This is a genomic window from Acinetobacter sp. CFCC 10889 (assembly GCF_003268395.1).
In the GTDB taxonomy this organism is placed as follows: domain Bacteria; phylum Pseudomonadota; class Gammaproteobacteria; order Pseudomonadales; family Moraxellaceae; genus Acinetobacter.
Genome location: NZ_LQXQ01000238.1, coordinates 27354 through 45786 on the forward strand (window position 1 = coordinate 27354; position 18433 = coordinate 45786).

At 38.3% G+C, this 18433-nt stretch carries 21 protein-coding genes; 10 read left to right on the top strand and 11 right to left on the bottom strand.

Annotated elements, in window-relative coordinates:
* Positions 1-131 precede the first annotated feature (131 nt).
* The 4 genes from AVJ19_RS21635 (at position 132) to AVJ19_RS21650 (ending at position 2676) form a co-directional block, all read left to right on the top strand.
* Positions 132-629: a transcriptional repressor gene (locus AVJ19_RS21635; protein ID WP_111861473.1), complete on the top strand. Its 498-nt coding sequence runs from the start codon at positions 132-134 to the stop codon at positions 627-629.
* On the top strand, positions 602-1399 hold the full coding sequence (znuC, locus tag AVJ19_RS21640) for a zinc ABC transporter ATP-binding protein ZnuC (RefSeq protein ID WP_111861474.1): 798 nt from the start codon (positions 602-604) through the stop codon (positions 1397-1399). Before AVJ19_RS21635 ends, znuC begins: the two co-directional genes overlap by 28 nt.
* A 3-nt stretch (positions 1400-1402) precedes the next feature.
* The gene (znuB, locus tag AVJ19_RS21645; protein WP_111861475.1) at positions 1403-2203 is read left to right on the top strand and encodes a zinc ABC transporter permease subunit ZnuB; all 801 of its coding nucleotides are present in this window, start codon (positions 1403-1405) and stop codon (positions 2201-2203) included.
* A 134-nt stretch (positions 2204-2337) separates the two neighbouring features.
* Positions 2338-2676 carry a hypothetical protein gene (locus AVJ19_RS21650; RefSeq protein ID WP_162626713.1) on the top strand — a complete coding sequence of 113 codons (339 nt, stop codon included), beginning with the start codon at positions 2338-2340 and terminating at the stop codon, positions 2674-2676.
* Positions 2677-2711: 35 nt separating this feature from the next.
* Here AVJ19_RS21650 and AVJ19_RS21655 read toward each other — a convergent pair whose 3' ends face one another.
* On the bottom strand, positions 2712-3239 hold the full coding sequence (locus AVJ19_RS21655; RefSeq protein WP_111861477.1) for a hypothetical protein: 528 nt from the start codon (positions 3237-3239) through the stop codon (positions 2712-2714).
* Positions 3240-3302: 63 nt separating this feature from the next.
* The gene (locus AVJ19_RS21660; protein WP_111861478.1) at positions 3303-3923 is read right to left on the bottom strand and encodes a LysE family transporter; all 621 of its coding nucleotides are present in this window, start codon (positions 3921-3923) and stop codon (positions 3303-3305) included.
* A 164-nt stretch (positions 3924-4087) separates the two neighbouring features.
* Here AVJ19_RS21660 and AVJ19_RS21665 point away from each other — a divergent pair, with 164 nt between their 5' ends.
* Entirely contained in the window at positions 4088-5011 is a 924-nt protein-coding gene (locus AVJ19_RS21665) for a Dyp-type peroxidase (protein WP_111861495.1), read from the top strand.
* A 54-nt stretch (positions 5012-5065) separates the two neighbouring features.
* Here the strand turns inward: AVJ19_RS21665 and AVJ19_RS21670 are convergent, their stop codons facing one another.
* The 5 genes from AVJ19_RS21670 to AVJ19_RS21690 all read right to left on the bottom strand — a co-directional run bounded on the left by AVJ19_RS21670 (position 5066) and on the right by AVJ19_RS21690 (position 8780).
* Positions 5066-5539: a hypothetical protein gene (locus tag AVJ19_RS21670; protein ID WP_111861479.1), complete on the bottom strand. Its 474-nt coding sequence runs from the start codon at positions 5537-5539 to the stop codon at positions 5066-5068.
* Entirely contained in the window at positions 5536-5985 is a 450-nt protein-coding gene (locus AVJ19_RS21675) for a hypothetical protein (RefSeq protein ID WP_111861480.1), read from the bottom strand. The genes AVJ19_RS21670 and AVJ19_RS21675 overlap by 4 nt, the downstream gene beginning before the upstream one ends.
* An 18-nt stretch (positions 5986-6003) precedes the next feature.
* Complete coding sequence (locus tag AVJ19_RS21680; protein WP_162626714.1) at positions 6004-6537, bottom strand: hypothetical protein; 534 nt, start codon at positions 6535-6537, stop codon at positions 6004-6006.
* Positions 6538-6624: 87 nt separating this feature from the next.
* Positions 6625-8322, bottom strand: a complete 1698-nt coding sequence (locus AVJ19_RS21685; RefSeq protein WP_111861482.1) for an NAD-dependent malic enzyme — start codon at positions 8320-8322, stop codon at positions 6625-6627.
* A gap of 173 nt (positions 8323-8495) precedes the next feature.
* On the bottom strand, positions 8496-8780 hold the full coding sequence (locus tag AVJ19_RS21690) for a DUF2798 domain-containing protein (protein ID WP_111861483.1): 285 nt from the start codon (positions 8778-8780) through the stop codon (positions 8496-8498).
* A 197-nt stretch (positions 8781-8977) separates the two neighbouring features.
* Between AVJ19_RS21690 and argS the strand changes: the two genes are divergently transcribed.
* Both argS and AVJ19_RS21700 read left to right on the top strand, forming a co-directional pair.
* The gene (gene argS, locus AVJ19_RS21695; protein WP_111861484.1) at positions 8978-10783 is read left to right on the top strand and encodes an arginine--tRNA ligase; all 1806 of its coding nucleotides are present in this window, start codon (positions 8978-8980) and stop codon (positions 10781-10783) included.
* A 100-nt stretch (positions 10784-10883) separates the two neighbouring features.
* Positions 10884-11492: an SPOR domain-containing protein gene (locus AVJ19_RS21700; RefSeq protein ID WP_111861485.1), complete on the top strand. Its 609-nt coding sequence runs from the start codon at positions 10884-10886 to the stop codon at positions 11490-11492.
* A 52-nt stretch (positions 11493-11544) separates the two neighbouring features.
* Here AVJ19_RS21700 and AVJ19_RS21705 read toward each other — a convergent pair whose 3' ends face one another.
* Complete coding sequence (locus tag AVJ19_RS21705) at positions 11545-12453, bottom strand: DMT family transporter (protein ID WP_111861486.1); 909 nt, start codon at positions 12451-12453, stop codon at positions 11545-11547.
* Between the two features lie 169 nt (positions 12454-12622).
* On the opposite strand from AVJ19_RS21705, the gene AVJ19_RS21710 reads away from it, so the two are divergent.
* A complete protein-coding gene (locus AVJ19_RS21710; RefSeq protein ID WP_111861487.1) occupies positions 12623-13480 on the top strand; it encodes a helix-turn-helix transcriptional regulator in 858 nt (285 codons plus the stop codon).
* Between the two features lie 42 nt (positions 13481-13522).
* Here the strand turns inward: AVJ19_RS21710 and AVJ19_RS21715 are convergent, their stop codons facing one another.
* Positions 13523-14173 (bottom strand): response regulator, encoded by a 651-nt coding sequence (locus AVJ19_RS21715; protein WP_111861488.1) that lies wholly within the window; start codon positions 14171-14173, stop codon positions 13523-13525.
* A 376-nt stretch (positions 14174-14549) separates the two neighbouring features.
* Between AVJ19_RS21715 and msuE the strand changes: the two genes are divergently transcribed.
* Together msuE and sfnG are read left to right on the top strand one after the other, a co-directional pair.
* Positions 14550-15278: an FMN reductase gene (msuE, locus tag AVJ19_RS21720; RefSeq protein ID WP_111861489.1), complete on the top strand. Its 729-nt coding sequence runs from the start codon at positions 14550-14552 to the stop codon at positions 15276-15278.
* A 26-nt stretch (positions 15279-15304) separates the two neighbouring features.
* Positions 15305-16411 (top strand): dimethylsulfone monooxygenase SfnG, encoded by a 1107-nt coding sequence (gene sfnG / locus AVJ19_RS21725; RefSeq protein WP_111861490.1) that lies wholly within the window; start codon positions 15305-15307, stop codon positions 16409-16411.
* Between the two features lie 110 nt (positions 16412-16521).
* Here the strand turns inward: sfnG and AVJ19_RS21730 are convergent, their stop codons facing one another.
* Both AVJ19_RS21730 and AVJ19_RS21735 read right to left on the bottom strand, forming a co-directional pair.
* Entirely contained in the window at positions 16522-17211 is a 690-nt protein-coding gene (locus AVJ19_RS21730; protein ID WP_111861491.1) for a hypothetical protein, read from the bottom strand.
* 131 nt (positions 17212-17342) lie between these two features.
* Positions 17343-18433: acyl-CoA dehydrogenase family protein (locus AVJ19_RS21735; RefSeq protein ID WP_111861492.1), on the bottom strand; the 1091-nt coding region annotated here is incomplete at its 5' end.

An 18433-nucleotide genomic window follows, 5' to 3' on the forward strand; every position in this document is an offset into this window, starting at 1 on the left:
ATTTACCAAAATTACTTAAATGTTATAATATAACAAATATGAAAAAAAACCTATGCCATTCGTAAGATGATCGGGCTTCATGTTACTATTTGCGATTGTCCTTTTACTAGAAACGTCTTTTGAGGTGTGCAATGAACCTATGTTCACACGAGCATCATGATACTTTACATGGCGTCCATGACCATCAAAATGTCAAAAATCGCCTTATAGAAGCAGAAAATATTTGCGCTGCTGCAGGTGCTCGCCTCACACCTTTACGAAAAGAAGTCTTAGAACTGATCTTAAATGCAGCTGGTCCTGTAGGCGCATATGATTTATTGGCAAAACTAAAAGGTGCTTCTGAACGTCCAGCTGCCCCACCAACTGTTTATAGAACCTTAGACTTTTTATTGGAAAAAGGTTTTATTCATCGTTTGACTTCGATCAATGCTTATATCCCTTGTTGTCATCCTCGTGCGGGACACCAAGCAGCTTTTTTAATTTGTTCTAAGTGTCATACAGTGAAAGAAGCTTCTGCTAAAGGTTTGATTGAGCAACTTGACCAACTTTCAGACTCGGATGGATTTAAAGCACACCACAGTATTATCGAGATTTCAGGACTATGTCAGCAGTGCTCGAACAAGGCTTAATTCCCTTAACATCTTCTCTTGTTCAATTACAACAGATTAATGTTCGGATTGATGAGCGTGATATTTTAAAAAATGTCGATTTTTCTTTATACGAAAAAGAAATTGTCACGCTGATTGGTCCAAATGGTGCAGGTAAGTCCACCCTGATTAAAGTCTTACTGGGTATAGTCAAACCAAATTCAGGTAAAATTATTAGCCCCAAAAAGCTCAAACTGGCTTATGTGCCACAAAAATTTAATCCATCACATAGTTTGCCACTACGTGTAAAAGATTTATTAAATTTAGAAAAATGCGATAAAGCGATTAAAGCTGAAATCATTCGTGATACGGGTATTGCCAAGTTACAAGAATCAAAAGTGCAACAACTCTCAGGGGGTGAACGTCAACGAGTACTGCTTGCACGTGCTTTATTACGTCAACCTGATGTTTTAGTTTTAGATGAACCCATGCAAGGTTTGGACATTCAGTCCGAAGCGGAACTTTATGACTATGTGCGTAGCCTGCCTGAACGCTATAGTTGTTCAATTTTGATCGTGTCTCATGACTTGCAATGGGTCATGCAAGGTACGCAACGGGTTGTTTGTTTAAACAAACATATTTGCTGTAGCGGTTTACCTGAAAATATTCAACAGCATCCTGAATATCAAGCCATTTTTGGGACAAATCGTGTTCCTTATCAGCACCATCACGATCATTGTGCGCATGGTGACTCTGCAAAAACCTGTGAACATGATACTCGCCCCCACATTCACCCTGAACCGGAAGCCTAAATCATGATGGAATGGTTACAACTGTTGTTACCTGCATGGATCATGGGCACGCTTTTGGTTTTTTTAACAGCACCTTTAGGCTGTTTGATGCTTTGGCGTAGAATGTCTTTTTTTGCTGATACCATGGCGCATGGCACATTATTGGGCGTAGCATTGGCAGCAGTGTTAACTTTGCCACTTTGGGTTGGGGTGAGTTTTACGGCGATTTTATTGGTGGCGATTTTATGGGCATTGCATGACCCTCGTTTACCTAATGATGCCTTGCTTGCTTTATGTTCTGCAACCTTACTCTGTTCTGGCTTATTGCTCATTCAACATTTACCTGCTTTAAGACCCGAGTTGCTGAGTTATTTGTTTGGTGACTTATTGACGATTGAATGGTCTGATCTACCTGTATTTATTGCTATTATCATTGCAGCCTTAGCAGTTTTATTTCGCTACTGGCAGGCACAGATTCAGATCGCCATTGACCCTGATATTGCAGTCAGTGAAGGCATCAATGCAAAATGGCAACGTCTGATTTTCATGTTGCTGTTGGCTTTATTTACTGTTTTAGCATTACGTGCGGTAGGTTCTTTACTTATGGGCGCATTGTTGGTGATTCCCGCATTAACTGCACGTTTAGTGTCGCACTCTCCAAAGCAAATGGTCATCGCTGCTTTTATCATTGCACAAATCGGTGTGACTGTTGGTTTATGGTCAAGTGCAGGGTTAAATATCTCGACAGGTTTAAGCATCGTTTTAACCATGTCAATTTTGTTTGCGGTTGTCTTCATTTTTCAGAAAATTAAAAAAATGAGTTAAAAATGTATGATCTCAAATCATTAAATCCATTGGCAATGTTCAATCTGTTGTGTTTAATGATTTGTGTATTTATCCATATATATAGCTTTTTTTCTTATTTGCCATTTTCCTTTGGGATTCTCATCAGCTTAGTTTTGTCTTTATTTTTAAATGCCTTTTGGATATTTCTAAAACAGAAAAATAATAAAAATCCGCCTTGGTCTTTTTCAAGTTGGTCGACTCCTTTCCAAAGTATTTTTATTATTTTATTCATTTATGCACTGCTTCAATTTTTGATTTTCTATCAGTTGGTTGGTAATTTTCGTGTTGAAAAAGTTGACGAGAGTTATCATTTATTTGAAAGAGCTCGCTTTGTCGCTGAAGTGAGTCAACTTGAATATCAGACTTATTGGGCAAGATCTGCAAGACTTTTCAGCAGTTATTTGATTTTATTCTTCTCTTTTATTGTTTATGCCTCTAAACAATCTAAATAAGGTCATATTGAAAATTAAACAATATGACCTAAATCTTACATACTCACATCACATGCGAGAATGGTTTGTTTTTGCTTATCGGTAGAAATAACAGCTTTAAATTCTTGTTCTGCATCTGCTTTAAATTTTATGCTTTTAAGCTTTTGTAGTTGTGTAGCATTGAGTTGACCAAAAACTAGAGTTCGTCCTGCTAAACCACTTGCTGTACCTGAATATACAGTAAATCCTTTCAGTGGTAAGCCATAGAGTGTGGCATTTTTTAAAGGAATCGTAACTTCGATATATTGTTCACCATCATTATAGAGCTTCGATTTTGCAGCAAGCATATCATTCTTATAAGGTAGCATCACATTCGCATAATTCCCTTTTAATGCAGATTTACGTACAAAAGCATCAGGTGTAGTTCCATGCTCTGTCCAAATACTTTTATTCACAATATGCTGTAATAATTTTGAATCTGCACATCCATTTTCAAAATTTTTAAATACAGGTGTCCAATCAGCAGCAACTACACTTGCACTCATGAATATCGAAGATAAGAGCAACATACTTTTTAGTTTCATTTTTATAATCCAAATTTGGCTATAGGCATTTTATGAAATTCTATTTTTTAAAACCATAGATTTTTACTGATGCACCAAACTCAACAAAGCAGCGGCACAACTGAATAATATGGCAAAAGTACGATTCATATATTTTTGCTGCTTTGGTGATTTTAACAATCTTAAAACTTTGGCTGCCAAACCTGTATAGCCTGCCATCACGATCAAATCAATCGTAATCATGGTAACCGCCATCATCACATATTGAATCCATTGTGGTTTTGATAAATCCAAAAACTGTGGCAATACTGCCAATAAAAATACAATCGCTTTCGGATTGCTCATATTGACCAAAAAACCATGCAAAATCAGCATGGGAATAGTTTTCGGTTTATTCTCGGTTTTCACTTCAATGGATTGAATTGGCGCATTCCACTGTAAATAAGCCAAATACAGCAGATACAATACTCCAAACCATTTCACCACTAAAAATGCCCAAGGCGTGGTGGCGAACAACACCCCAACACCTGCCGCAACAATACCGATTTGCACGATCAATGCCAGTTGCAAACCCAAAGCATTCCAGTAACCACGGCGAAAACCATAGCTCAGACCACTTGACATCGAGGCTATTGCACCTGCTCCAGGAGAAATACTAATCACCCAGCACGCCAGCATATAAGCAAACCAGACTTGGTAGGACATAATGAATATCAGGAGAATTTTTAAAATCTGATTATACCGATTTTGATACAACACTTTTCGATTAATTTAATCGTTAAAAAGTATCACGCTGAGCTTTCTAGTCTGTGCTTGATCATGCACAATAGCTGTATTGAATGAATAATAAATCATGGAGCCATCTCGCAATGACAGCCCAATCTGTAATTTTGCCTTTACCCTCAAATCATGCACGTTTTATTGTTTTAAATTTAAAAGATCTTTCGATTGATGCTTTAAAAGAACAACTCAATGCTTTGTTCAGCACCCGTGACCGTTTAATCACCCAGCATCCTGATGCAGAAATTAAAACCTCAGTGGCTTTTGGACCTGAGCTGTGGGCAAAACTTCATGATCAAACTCCAGCAGGATTTAAACAACTTGAACCGATTCAAAGTTCTTTTAACATGCCTGTAGTGCCTGCGGATGTCTTGATTCATATCGCATCTGCTCGTGCAGATTTGTGTTTTGCCATGAGTCAATCATTCTTTGATGGTATTCAAGATCAAGTCGAAGTTTTGGATGAACGAGTATGCTTCCGTTATTTGGATGGTCGTGATTTAACAGGCTTTATTGATGGAACTGAAAATCCACAATTCCCTGATGACCGTGACGAAGTGGCTTTGCTGGGTGATGAAGCAGGTATTTTTGCGGATGGGTCTTTTGTCTTTGCTCAGCGTTATGTGCATGATCTTGCAAAATGGAAACATTTAAAAGTTGATGCACAGGAACATGTGATTGGACGTACCAAACTTGAAAGTATTGAATTGGATGATGATGTAAAACCTGAGAATGCTCACATTGCCCGTGCCGTAATTGAGGATGATGAAGGTGAAGAACTGGAAATCTTACGTCACTCTTTGCCTTATGGTGATGGACAAGGCGAACAAGGCTTGTTCTTTATTGCCTATACCAAGGACTTAAGCCGTATTGATCAAATGCTTGTACGTATGTTTGGTACCAGTGGTGATGGCATTCATGACCGTTTATTGCACTTTGTCACTGCAGTAGATGGTGCTTATTTCTTTGCGCCCAATGAAGATTTGCTTGAAGAAATTTTAGATACTGAATAAGTATCAAACTCGATGCTCTACTTTTAAGTAGAGCATTTTATTGAATTTTTTCATTTAAGTTCCATGATCTTGACAGGCATTGACCACATGCTGTGTTTTTAATTCTTGCCAGCTATTTTTATAAAATAAAGTATACATAGTATCGACATCATCTGCTTTTGGAAAAGCATCCCAAGCATAAATATTGGCACTTATTTGATGTACTTTAAACTTCAAAGCACCATTATCCAAAGTCACAATAAAATCATGCTTTTGTTTTTTAATAGATTGAATCTGATATGTATTTCTTTCCATATAAATAAAAGAAATACTATTTTTATCTGCATCATAATAAAATGGTGCTGGTCTATTCTTCCCCTGCTCCACATATTCAGTACAGATCAATTGATACTCATTTTTCTCCCTATACGCATGTAAAATATTTTGATGAGCAAAAATTTGCTTAAACTCAGCTTGAGCTGTATTTTCAGCATGCGTTATCGACAGACAACATGTGATGAATAGTGAAAAGAATAGCGTTTTTTTCATTTTTTACTCAACCTTTGCTTTAGACTATCCGTCTCTTCATATTCAATGTCTTGAATTCGCATACAGTTTTGCTCCATACGCATTTTAAAATCAATAAATTGTCCACCAACTTTGAGCATTGCACGATGCTCTGTCGCATCTAAAACACGGATCTGCACATCATCTTCTACATCTTGTGCATTACTCAAAATATTAAAATCCAAGTTGCATTGACCTTGTATTTTTGCTGCACACTTTTGCTCACGTAACAAAAGTTGCACCATGTTGGCATCAAAATAATTGCGTAAAATAGGTCGAGGTTCGCCTGCGATATCTTTGTCTGATTGCACGGGATAATCTCGATACAACTCAGAAATCAGATCACGGCTGCTCTGTACACACGAAATATTCTCTGCAAATACCTGTGCGCTACTCAGCAGCAAAATCAGAACTACATGTTTTTTCATCGTCTTGTTTTATCTGTGTTATTTACTACTATCCTCAACAGAATAACGGGTCAAGTCGATGCCTCGTTGGAAAATATTTTGGATTAAAATATTTGGCAATTTCGGATTATTTCCCAAAGCAGCACATTTCAAATCTACACCATGTTGATTGGCTGTCGCTGTTGGCGTAAATTTATCATCCACAAAAGAATATTTGCCCAAATCTCTAAAAAAACCATACAGATTATTTGCTGAATCTCGAATCACATAAAGATTGCTCAAATCATGTTTATAATAAGCGGCATATAACATATATTTTTGTTGTCCGACTTGAATTACATCACACTGATCAGTGCTCATCCATTGCCCATTTTTTGACTTTAAATTCATATTTTTCAATAGTGCAACGACTTTAGCATCATCCCAAAGATACGCACATTGTTGCTGCTTAAGTTTTTTAATTTGAATGGTTTTTTGTTGTTCGATTTGCCACTGCTTTTCACATGCATTTTCTTGTGAATATGCTGTTGAAATCGATAAACATGCAACGAGTGCTAAAACTATTTTTCTCATATCTACATCACTCAAAATATAAATTTTAAACATAAAAAATGGAGCCTATTTAGACTCCATCTTATGTAAATTTATTGTAAATTCAACTTAAAATGGTATGCGTTTATAGCGACGATACTCAGGTTTCCAGAAATTTGCTTCAATATTTTCTTGCAATTGCTCATCACTGATCACAGGTGCAACACCATCTTCAATTGCTGCTTTTGCAACTTTAAATGCAATAATTTTAGATACTTTTTGTAGCTCATTCAGATCAGGCAATAAGTCTGCATTGATATCTTGTAATTTTGGTGAACAATCTGCTAAGGCATTACTTGATGCCATCAACATGTTATCAGTCACACGTGTTGCCTGCACAGCCACAATCCCTAAACCAATTCCTGGGAAAATGTACGAGTTATTACACTGTGAAATATTGAAAATTTGACCATGATAATTCACAGGTGCAAATGGGCTACCTGTGGCAATCAATGCACGACCTTCTGTCCATTCGATAATATCTGCTGGCACAGCTTCTACTCGTGAAGTTGGATTGGACAAAGGTAAGACGATTGGATGTTCACAATTGGCTGCTAAAGTTCGGATAATTTCTTCAGTAAATAATCCCGGTTGTCCTGATACACCAATGAGAACGGTAGGCTTGGCATTTTTCACCACATCAAGTAATGAAATGATTTCTTCAGCATTGCCCCAGTGTGCAACTTCTTCAGTTTTTTGTGCCAATTTACGCTGGAAGTCCAACAGGTTCGGCTGATTTTCAGTGATTAAACCAAAACGATCCACCATAAAGACACGTGCGCGGGCTTCGGTATCACTTAGACCTTCAGCCACCATTTGCGCCACGATTTGTTCTGCAATACCACAACCTGCTGAACCCGCACCTAAAAATGCCACTTTTTGATCTTTCAATTGTTTGCCTGCGGCACGACTAGCGGCAATTAAACTGCCCACCGATACGGCTGCTGTACCTTGAATATCATCATTGAAACAACAAATTTGATTGCGATATTTTTCCAATATTGGCATCGCATTTTTTGCGCAATCTTCAAACTGAATTAATGCCTTTGGCCAACGGCGCTTAATCGCAGCAATCACTTCATCAACAAAATGATAATATTCTTCACCACTAATTCGTGGCTGATTCCAACCGAGATAAATCGGATCATTTAATAATTGTTGATTATTCGTTCCCACATCCAACGTAATTGGCAAGGTATATGCAGGACTGATACCACCACATGCTGTATATAGCGATAATTTCCCAATTGGAATACCCATTCCGCCAATACCTTGGTCACCCAAACCTAAGATACGTTCACCATCAGTGATGACGATGACTTTGACATTTTTCTTATTCACATTATGCAAAATATCATCAATGTGTTCACGATCAGGATAAGAAATAAATGTCCCACGGTGACGACGATAAATATCTGAAAAACGCTGACATGCTTCACCCACTGTTGGTGTGTAGATAATCGGCATCATTTCACTGAGATGGTTTTCAATCAGGTGATAGAACAAGGTTTCATTGGTATCTTGAATATTTCTAAGGTAAATATGTTTATTGATTGCATCATTAAAATCGCAATATTGTTTATATGAACGTTGGCTTTGTTCTTCGATAGTTTCGATCACATGCGGGATCAAACCATATAAATTAAATTGGCTACGCTCTTCTTCGGTAAAGGCTGAGCCTTTATTCAAAAGTGGGAGTTCAAGTAAAGTGTTCCCTGCATAAGGGGTGTATAACGGTTTTTTCGCTTTCAAATTTTCTGTGGTCATGTCCCATCTCATTATGTTTAGATTTAGATGTAAATCCAGACAAAAATAGTAGAGTTTCATCTATCTCGGGCTATAGATTAGCCCTTTTTTACCTGTTTAGGGTATTTCTTAAATTTATAATGATATTAGATAGATTTAGACATGTAATACAGCTTTAAAAACAACAGATCAGCTTATTTATGCGGTGAATTAGGTGTCATATCAACAAATAAAGCTGTTAATTTTCTCACAATTGGCAATACGATCAAGACGATAGGATAAGCAAACATCCATGACATCATCCACGCTGAAAGAAAAATGGAGAATAAATTTTCAATCCAGCCTAAGTTCTTCACAGTATTTATAAACGAAATGATACCACTCATCAATCCAGACAATAATAAAGGTAAAATCCAAGCCGCATATTTAGCAGGAAGCTTGGGAATATTACCAATAATCATGGCTTTTTTCTGACTCATATAGCGAACTTTATAACCTCTACAACCCTGCTACAATAATTGAAAGTATCGAGATTTTGAATCTTTTTCAGCATTTATCAAAAATTAAACAAATCTATTTGTCTTCTTTTGTGCTTTGCATACAAATGCATTCACCTAAAAGGCTCAAAATTTGCTATATTTGCTGTTTTTCTGCGACATTTATTTCTCTATAGATTATGAATACGGCCATCCAAGCAGCTCTTGATCATGCAGTTCAATCCCTACAAGCTGAAGGGACTCTTCCATCTGACTGGAAAAATACCAGTGTTTTAACGCGAACTAAAGACCGAAGCCACGGCGATTTCGCATCTAACATTGCCATGATGGGTGCAAAAGTTGCGGGGATGAAACCACGTGATCTTGCTGAGAAAATCTTGGCAAACTTGCCAGAAGTTGCAGATATTAGCAAAGCTGAAATCGCAGGTCCTGGTTTTATTAACTTCTTCTTAAATGCAGACCAACGTTTCGCTGTGCTTGACCGCATCGAAGCACAAAAAGATCAGTTTGGTAAAACTCAAGCCAATGCTGCAAAGAAAATTCAAGTTGAATTTGTGTCTGCAAACCCGACTTCAAGCCTGCATGTGGGTCATGGTCGTGGTGCAGCGTATGGTATGACTGTTGCCAATTTACTTGAAGCAACAGGTGCTAAGGTTGACCGTGAGTATTATGTTAATGACGCAGGTCGTCAAATGGACATCCTCGCGACTTCAACTTATTTACGTTATTTAGAATTGACTGGGCAAACTTTAGTTTTCCCTAAAAATGCCTATCAAGGCGATTATGTTAAAGAAATCGCACAAAGCATTATCGACAAAGATGGTGATGCTTATGTACGCCCTGTTGCGGATGTGTATAAAGACGTACCTGAAGATGTGCAATATGCAGCGGAACTTGATGCTGATGGTAACAAAGTGGTTCTGTCAGGCGATAAAGAAAAGCATATTGATGGTTTGATCTTTAATGCTCAAACCTTAATTGGTGCAGGTTATCGTGTATTCCTACAAGCTGCCTTAAAAGCTATTTTGGATGACATCAAAGATGACCTTGGCGAGTTTGGTGTAACTTTCAATCAATGGTTTAGTGAAGAATCACTCACTGAAAAAATTGATGAAGCATTACAAACGCTTGATCAACGTGGTTTCTTATACGAAAAAGATGGCAATATCTGGTTTAAATCAACTGAATTTGGCGATGAAAAAGATCGTGTTGTAAAACGCCGTAATGGTCAAACTACGTATTTTGCATCTGACATTGCATATCACTTAAATAAATTGCAACGTGGCTATACTGATATCATCGATATTTGGGGTTCAGATCACCACGGTTATATCGCTCGTGTAAAAGCTGCGATTGATGCGATGGGTTATGACTCTAAAAAACTCACTGTATTACTTGTGCAGTTTGTGAGCTTATGGCGTGGCGGTGAGATGGTACAAATGTCATCTCGTTCAGGTCAGTTTGTAACTTTACGTGATCTTCGCAAAGAAGTGGGCAATGATGCAGCACGTTTTTATTATGTAATGCGTAAGTCAGAACAGCACATTGACTTTGACTTAGACCTTGCAGTTTCACAAAGCAAGGATAATGCGGTGTATTACATTCAATATGCTCATGCACGTGTAAATCGAATGCTATCTCGTGCATCTGAAAAAGGTGTCCCATTTAATCGTTTACAATTATCATCTTACGATAAGACGCTTTTAGTCTCTGAGACAGAAACTGAATTACTTGCAAAACTTGCTGCTTATCCTGAAATTATTGTTCGTGCTGCTAATGTTTATGAACCACATCAAATTGGTAATTACTTAAAAGAGCTAGCAGCTTTATTCCATGGTTGGTACGATGATAAAACTCATGGTCGTATTTTAGATGAGCAAAATGTTTTACTCTCTCAAGCACGTTTATTGCTTTCTGTCAGCGTACAGCAAGTATTGCGCAATGGTCTTGAATTATTGGGTGTGTCTGCACCTGAGAGCATGTAAGCAAAACTGTCCAAAAGTAATAAATCATTACTTTACATCAAGCTAAAGCAAAATTATGCTTTAGCTTGATGTTAAAAATAAAGAATAAGAGGAATTCCACGTGTTTGGAAAAACGCAACGCGGCGTGTCTGAACGACCAAATAAACCTAAAAAACCATTGATTCCAAAGTGGTTAGGGATACTTGTCGTTATTTTAATTCTCCTCAGTTTTGCTGTTGCACTGATGCTCTGGAAACCATGGGCACCTGTGAAAACACGTAGTAATGAAGTCACTTCTGATCATTATCAAGAAGATACCAATAAAGACTACCGTTTTTATGACCTCTTACCAAATCAACAAGTGACACCGATTCCTGATCAAGCTGTACCTGAAACACAAACTCGCTCGCAACCTGTGATTGTCGAAGCACCTGAAGCGCCAAGCAGTGAAGAAGTTAATGTTGGCTTAGATACGTCTGAGCAAGCACCTCCTCCAATGCAACCTGAATATATTTTGCAAGTGCGTAGCTATCCAGACCCTGATAGTGCAGATGCTCGTCGTGCTGAAATCATTTTAAATGGTCTATCCGCAGATGTAGTTAAAGCAACTGAAGGTGGACAAACATGGTATCGTGTAGTCTCAGGTCCTTATGACTCACAAAATGCAGCAGTGATTGCCCAACAAACTTTACAGCACAGTGGTATTGATTCTATTGTGGTTAAACGTTAATTGTGAATTTCATGACCTATAAAAGCAGCCTGAATTGGCTGCTTTTTTATGGTTAAGCAACTTTGCTTTTATTGCAAAATTGCAGCAACCACTTGGGCTGTTTAAATAAAATATAATTACCCAGTAAAATAAAAATCACACCCAAGTACGAACCCAAATGCCATTGGTAATTTTCCCAAATCGTTGAAATGGTTAATGCTACCAATGGAAATAACAAGGTACTATAAGCGGCTTGCCCTGCCCCGATGCGCTTAATCAACACAAAATATGCACTAAAACCAATGATTGATCCCACGACTGCCAGATAACCCAATGCAACGAATGCTTGTGTGGTGATCACCTTTGGCAAAAATACATCTGCACGTAGCCAACCAATGATAGCCATCAAGATCGCACCATATAACATGCCATAGGCATTGGTGGTAAACACATCCAAGTTATTCTTTTGATGGCGAATGCTGATCATATTTCCCAACGAAAAACCATAGGTTCCAAGCATACATAAACCGATGGCAAATAAGGTTTGCCATTGTACTTGGGTACTGACGACATCGTGCCAAAATAGCGCTAAAATGCCGAAAAAACCAAGGCTTGCTGCAGGGATGAAATAGGCTGAAATTTTTTGGGAAAAGAAAATTCGGCTATTGATCGCATTAAATAAAACTGCCATTGAAAAAATGACCGATTCTAAACCACTGTTGATATATTCGATTGCGGTATAAAAACAAATGAAGTTAAAACCAAAAATACAGAATCCCTGTAAAATACAAAACAGGTGATCTTGCAGATTGAGCTTCTTTAAACGTCCAGTGGCAATGAGAAATAAAAACAGCAATCCTGCTGCAATTACAAAACGCCAAAATACACCAATGACTGGGCTAAACTGACCATGCTGTGCAGTAATGGCGATCCATGTCGTTCCCCAAATCAGCACCACTGCCATATAAAGTAAGCCATTCATAACCATTGCTCTGTCAAAAGTCATGTAGTAAGTATGCAAATTTTTCTACTACGGAACATTCATATTCTTGGGGGGACTTATATATTCTTGCGATTTTTTATCAGGAAAATTTTGTGCAGAATACATTCATGGTTACACTCAAATCAAACCTTTCCCATTGTTCAGTCAAATGAAATATAAAACCATTGAGCAACTACAGCAACACAAAACCCAACTGTTGGATACAGTCATGCTTGGTTCAGGTATGCAAATGGCGGCTTGGAGTAATCAACATGACACCGTAAGCGTCTGCAGTAATCATCATACTTTGAGTTTGTATGTGCGTGGAGGTTATGAAAGTTATCGGAAAACACCGTCAGGTTGGAAGAATGGTGGCGCACCTGATCGCTTTTGTTTAATGCCTGAAGGACAAGAATCTGTCTGGGATATTCGAGGTGATTTAAGTTTCGTGCATTTGTATTATACCGATCAACATTTGCGTGATATTGCCTTGAAAGTTTGGGACAAAGAACCCGCACAAATCCAGCTCAATGAACAAAATTTTTCAACTGATCCCATGATTAGTGCTGCTTATCGACATTTTTTATTGGGCTGTGATTGGCAAGAAAGTAGTAATCAACTACAACTAAGCAGTACTGCAAATCTTTTGCTCAATCATTTATTGCAAAATTATAGCAATGTGCAATGGGCTTTGCCTCGTATTACAGGGGGAATCGCACCATATGCATTAAAGCATTTGAAAGATTGGATTGAACAATCACTGCATTTGCCTTTAACTATTGCTGACCTTGCCAAACAAGTCGAGCTCAGTGAATATCATTTTGCACACATGTTCAAACAGTCTATGCACATTTCACCGCATCAATATGTTTTGCAACAACGTTTGAAACGTGCGCATGACTTGGTTTTGCATAGCCCACAAGATCTCACGGACATTGCTCTCAGTTGTGGATTTAGTTCAGCAAGTCATTTCAGTGCACGATTTAAGCAATATTTTGGTTATACACCATCGCATTTACGCAAATAAAAACCAGTCATTGCGACTGGTTTTAACATCACAAAATACCAATTACACTTTCTTCTCTTCAATATTAAGCGCACTAATTGCTAAAACAGCTTGGGTACGATTTTGTACGCCCAATTTACGGAAAATCGCAGTCACATGCGCTTTAATCGTTGCTTCAGATACTTCAAGCTCATAAGCAATTTGTTTGTTGAGCAAACCTTCTGCCACCATCATTAACACACGGAACTGCTGCGGAGTTAATGACTGAATACGCTCTGCCAATGCCGCTTCATCCGCAGCACGTGGGTCGAAACTCATATTTGCAGGTAAGTTTGGTGGCAACCAAATATCACCTTCTAGCACCTGACGAATCGCCTCACCAATATGACTTGGATGCGCTGATTTAGGAATATAGCCCATTGCACCATGCGCAATTGCACGTTGAATAATTGAAGCTTCCTCATGCGCCGAGACCACAATGATTGGCAATGCAGGATATTGTGCACGAACATGCACCAATGCAGAAAACCCAGATGCGCCTGGTAAATTTAAATCTAACAGCACTAAATCAGGTTCAGGACCATTCTCTAAACGCTCATAAAATTCATTAACTGCTGCAGTTTCATGAATTTGAGCTTGGGGTAAGCTATAACGCACCGCTTGAATTAAAGCATGGCGAAACAGTGGATGGTCATCAACGATTAAAATATTCATAAGCGAAGTGAGAGCTCTTTAGCACAGTCTTTCATTCTAACCGTACTATTGCTGTTAAAGATAATTAAATATAACGAATTTTTAATAATTTTGTCGCTTTAAATATAAAATCCCTACACATTTTATGTTATTTATCTTTTTTTATATTTCTTTATCGTTTTTAAATATAAATTTTAGCGATACAAAAGAATTACTTATTATTTTTAAAACTAAACAGATATATCAAGCAGTTAAAAAAGTAAAAACTCAGGAAAAATGATTTTTTCACATATATTCAAAAATCTGATAACCAATCTGTTTTTGCTTATTTTACAGAATATATCGAATGTTGATTAATGAATGTCATTCCGAGATTAAAGACTTTTAGGTTATTCACATGACATTTATTCAACAAAAACCACTCAACATCGTTGCTGTATCGGGGGGCTTAAATCATCCTTCAAAAACCGAAGCACTTGTTCAGGCGATTTTGGATGAGCTGGGTGAAGCAACACCAATCAATGTACATTTCATTAAATTCAGTGAAATTGGACATTTACTCGGAGGTGCAATTTATCGCAATCAATTGCCTCAACGTGTACAAGATGATTTAGCTGCCGTAGAAGCAGCCGATGCTTTAATTGTAGGTACCCCTGTGTATCGTGCCTCATTTACAGGTCTATTCAAACATTTCTTTGACTTTGTTGAACAAACTGCATTGGTTGATGTGCCTGTACTGCTTGCTGCATCGGGTGGTTCCGATCGCCATGCGTTAGTGCTTGAACATCAACTGCGTCCATTGTTCAGTTTCTTCCAAGCGCAGACTTTACCAATCGGGGTTTATGCGACAGATCGTGATTTCACGCCTGAATACACCATTCACAGTGAATTTTTACGTGATCGAATCACGCTTGCGGTTGCTCGTGCATTGCCAATTTTGGAATGGGCACCTGCCAAAGGTCAACGTGCTGATGTCATCAAAGAGAAGTCACAACACGCAACTCAAAGCTTAGGCATCAACAAACAAATTGAACAAGAAGAAGTTTTACCATCTGCTGCCGTACCAAGTCTGGATGCTGCAGAAGCTCGTATTCACCATAAAAAGCCGAAAACACACGTGGCTTAATCATTTGCTATTCCGAGGGTTTGCTCATGTCACAACAGAATAAAAATATTAAATTTGCTTATTGGGTTCCCAATGTCAGCGGTGGCTTGGTGGTCAGTCATATCGAACAACGCACAGACTGGAGCTATGACTACAATGTGCGTTTGGCGCAAGCTGCTGAAAAAAGTGGTTTTGAATATGCGCTGACGCAGATTCGTTTTACCGCAGGTTATGGTGCTGAAAATCAACATGAATCGGTAAGTTTCAGTCATGCACTGTTGGCAAAGACTGAAAAATTAAAAGTCATTGCGGCAATTCTACCCGGCCCTTGGAAACCTGCTTTAGCAGCAAAGCAATTGGCAACCATTGATTATCTAACCAATGGTCGTGTGGCAATTAATGTGGTCAGTGGTTGGTTCCGTGGCGAGTTTGATGCCATTGGCGAGCCTTGGCCTGAACATGATGAACGTTATGTCCGTTCTGAAGAATTTATCCGTACCTTAAAAGGCATCTGGACAACGGATAACTATAGTTTTGAGGGTAAATATTACCAATTTAAAGATTACACTTTAAAGCCAAAACCTGTGCAAAAACCACATATTGAAGTTTTCCAAGGCGGTAGTTCACGCGCTGCACGTGACATGGCTTCCCGTGTTTCTGATTGGTACTTTACCAATGGCAACACCCCTGCTGAGTTGAAAAAGCAAATTGATGATATTCGTGAAAAAGCCAAAGCCAATAATCATCAAGTTAAAATCGGCGTGAATGCCTTTGTTATTGCACGTGATACAGAGGAAGAAGCGCAAGCGGTACTGCAGGAAATCATTGCCAAAGCCAATGTTGAAGCTGTGAATGCCTTTGGTGATGCCACACGTGAAGCAGGTGCAGCCTCCAAAGAAGGTGAAGGTAACTGGGCAAAATCTACTTTTGAAGATTTGGTGCAATATAACGATGGTTTTAAAACTAATTTGATCGGTACACCACAACAGATTGCTGAACGTATTGTTGAATTAAAAAGTGTTGGTGTGGATTTAGTCCTTTCAGGTTTCTTACATTTTATTGAAGAAGTCGAATATTTTGGTAAAAAAGTATTGCCTCTAGTTCGTGAATTAGAGGAGGCTCAAAAGAATCAAATCACAGCGAAATCTGCTTAAAAGTTGTGCTTAACCCATAACAATAAATAATTTTACTCCATCATCAGTTTTTATCCCTCAGGGCTCGGCTTGAGGGATTTTTTTCTAACCCTTTTTCAATTTAAGCTTTTTTAAATTGTTTTAAAATGAGTGAGCTTTGCCGCAGCCTGAAAGCTCAATTCCTCTGCATGTGCAAACAATAACATTTCAACTTCATGCCGAGTCACATTTTCTGCAAATTGATCAGCGACTTGCTGTAATAAAGCTAAATATTCTTGATAAAAGGTTTGAGTATTGGCTTTATTCCACTGTAAAAAAGTCGTTTGCAGTTTAGCTTGGAAAAAATTAATTAAAGTATTCCGCCCTTTCAAGGGTGGAAAATATTGTGGTAAATCTACAGCATATATCACTTGCAAAGCATTCAACGACATTGCAACACGAGCATCATAAATTGCGTAACGTATAGGGTCGATCACCGACAAAGCTTTTGACCAAGACGCAATGCCATCCGCTCCTTTTAAAATCAAAGTTTCAGGTGAGCTTTGGCTATATTCAGTCAATGTGCTGTCACTGTTGGCTTTCACTCCACCCCAATGATAAATGTACCACCTGATTATTTTATATTTTTCTTCAAAATCAGTCGCAACTGAAAATGCGTGATGAAGCTGATGACGCAGCGAAATATTTTGTTCGTAGACATTATTTCCACTCAAACTCAGATCAACAGGAAGATGTTCTAAATTAATTTCCCACGTATAACTCTGCTTTAAATCATCAATATGCTGATGGCTAAAATCTAAAATTGCTTGGTACAAATCCATGCTGTTTCCACTCAAGTTTTCGTTCTTCTCACACTTACTGCCCAATCTACTCTATATAATTATATTTTTCAGTATGTTAAATAAAAAAACCTCATTGCATTGAATGAGGTTTTTCGACTGAGATAGGGCATTTAAGAATAAAAACTCGGATCAGGCACTTTTCCTGTCAGCACCCACTCGCCTACTTCCTGATATTTATAATCAATTGGATCATGCAAAGTCTGCGTACGTACATTCCGCCAAAAACGATCTAAATTCAGTTTTGCAGTGGTCGCTCTCGCACCCATCACTTGGAAAATATTCTGCGTCACAAAGAGCGAAGTATTGGTCGCTGCAATTTTTGCAGTGGCAATCGCAACAGATACCTGCCCACGTTGTTCTGCTGTTAAATCTTCACCTATATTCCATGCCTCCTGTAAGCTTTCCACGGCTTTATTGGCAAGTAAACGTACACTTTCAAGCTGCACATAAAATTCAGCAAAATGCTTTTGGGTAAATGGGTCATTCACAGCATTTTCAGCCAACGACTTTGACCATGCTTTCTGACTTTGCACCGTTTCTTTAGCGACTTCAAAAGCCCCCTCCGCCACACCTAAAAATAAATGTACAAAAATCAATTGTGCAATCAACGGACGTACACTCGAATATGGCGTACTTAAAGGACCGGGATTGAGTAACAATTCATTTTTGGAAATTTTGACCTGTTCAAAATGGCTTGCACCACTATCAGTTTGGCGTTGTCCCATATTGTTCCAATCACCTAAAAAACTTACGCCCTGACGCGCAGTGGGAATCACCCCAATCAATAATTTCCCTGCTTCATTAAAACCTGAACACAGCAAAATATTTGAATCGATCGAACCTGAACAAAAACTTTTATCACCCTGAAAAATATATTCATTCTCTGAGATTTGAGTTGCTGTAGTCCGTCGATCCAATGGATTTAAAGTATTGCCCCAAAACAGATTATTTTTAGCCGTATCTTCAAACCATTTTGCGTATTGCTCAGGCTGGGAAAATAATTGCACTGTCGCAATCAACAAGTGGTGAAAACCATAGACATGCGCCAATGAACTATCGACTTGTGCAATAGTTCGGATGGTTTGGAAAATAGTTTTCCAATCCGCCCCTTGCCCACCATATTGCTTAGGAATAGACAGTCCAAGCAAACCACTGCGACGAATCAGATCACGTTCATACTTTGGATTGCCTCCTGTCTTGT

Coding starts and splice junctions, on each gene's coding strand:
- AVJ19_RS21675 (WP_111861480.1), bottom strand. CDS start 5,985: ATGAAAAAACATGTAGTTCTGATTTTGCTGCTGAGTAGCGCACAGGTA.
- AVJ19_RS21655 (WP_111861477.1), bottom strand. CDS start 3,239: ATGAAACTAAAAAGTATGTTGCTCTTATCTTCGATATTCATGAGTGCA.
- AVJ19_RS21665 (WP_111861495.1), top strand. CDS start 4,088: ATGACAGCCCAATCTGTAATTTTGCCTTTACCCTCAAATCATGCACGT.
- AVJ19_RS21705 (WP_111861486.1), bottom strand. CDS start 12,453: ATGAATGGCTTACTTTATATGGCAGTGGTGCTGATTTGGGGAACGACA.
- AVJ19_RS21635 (WP_111861473.1), top strand. CDS start 132: ATGAACCTATGTTCACACGAGCATCATGATACTTTACATGGCGTCCAT.
- AVJ19_RS21730 (WP_111861491.1), bottom strand. CDS start 17,211: ATGGATTTGTACCAAGCAATTTTAGATTTTAGCCATCAGCATATTGAT.
- sfnG (WP_111861490.1), top strand. CDS start 15,305: ATGTCACAACAGAATAAAAATATTAAATTTGCTTATTGGGTTCCCAAT.
- AVJ19_RS21685 (WP_111861482.1), bottom strand. CDS start 8,322: ATGACCACAGAAAATTTGAAAGCGAAAAAACCGTTATACACCCCTTAT.
- AVJ19_RS21680 (WP_162626714.1), bottom strand. CDS start 6,537: ATGAGAAAAATAGTTTTAGCACTCGTTGCATGTTTATCGATTTCAACA.
- AVJ19_RS21690 (WP_111861483.1), bottom strand. CDS start 8,780: ATGAGTCAGAAAAAAGCCATGATTATTGGTAATATTCCCAAGCTTCCT.
- AVJ19_RS21715 (WP_111861488.1), bottom strand. CDS start 14,173: ATGAATATTTTAATCGTTGATGACCATCCACTGTTTCGCCATGCTTTA.
- znuB (WP_111861475.1), top strand. CDS start 1,403: ATGATGGAATGGTTACAACTGTTGTTACCTGCATGGATCATGGGCACG.
- AVJ19_RS21660 (WP_111861478.1), bottom strand. CDS start 3,923: ATGTCCTACCAAGTCTGGTTTGCTTATATGCTGGCGTGCTGGGTGATT.
- znuC (WP_111861474.1), top strand. CDS start 602: ATGTCAGCAGTGCTCGAACAAGGCTTAATTCCCTTAACATCTTCTCTT.
- argS (WP_111861484.1), top strand. CDS start 8,978: ATGAATACGGCCATCCAAGCAGCTCTTGATCATGCAGTTCAATCCCTA.
- AVJ19_RS21710 (WP_111861487.1), top strand. CDS start 12,623: ATGAAATATAAAACCATTGAGCAACTACAGCAACACAAAACCCAACTG.
- AVJ19_RS21670 (WP_111861479.1), bottom strand. CDS start 5,539: ATGAAAAAAACGCTATTCTTTTCACTATTCATCACATGTTGTCTGTCG.
- msuE (WP_111861489.1), top strand. CDS start 14,550: ATGACATTTATTCAACAAAAACCACTCAACATCGTTGCTGTATCGGGG.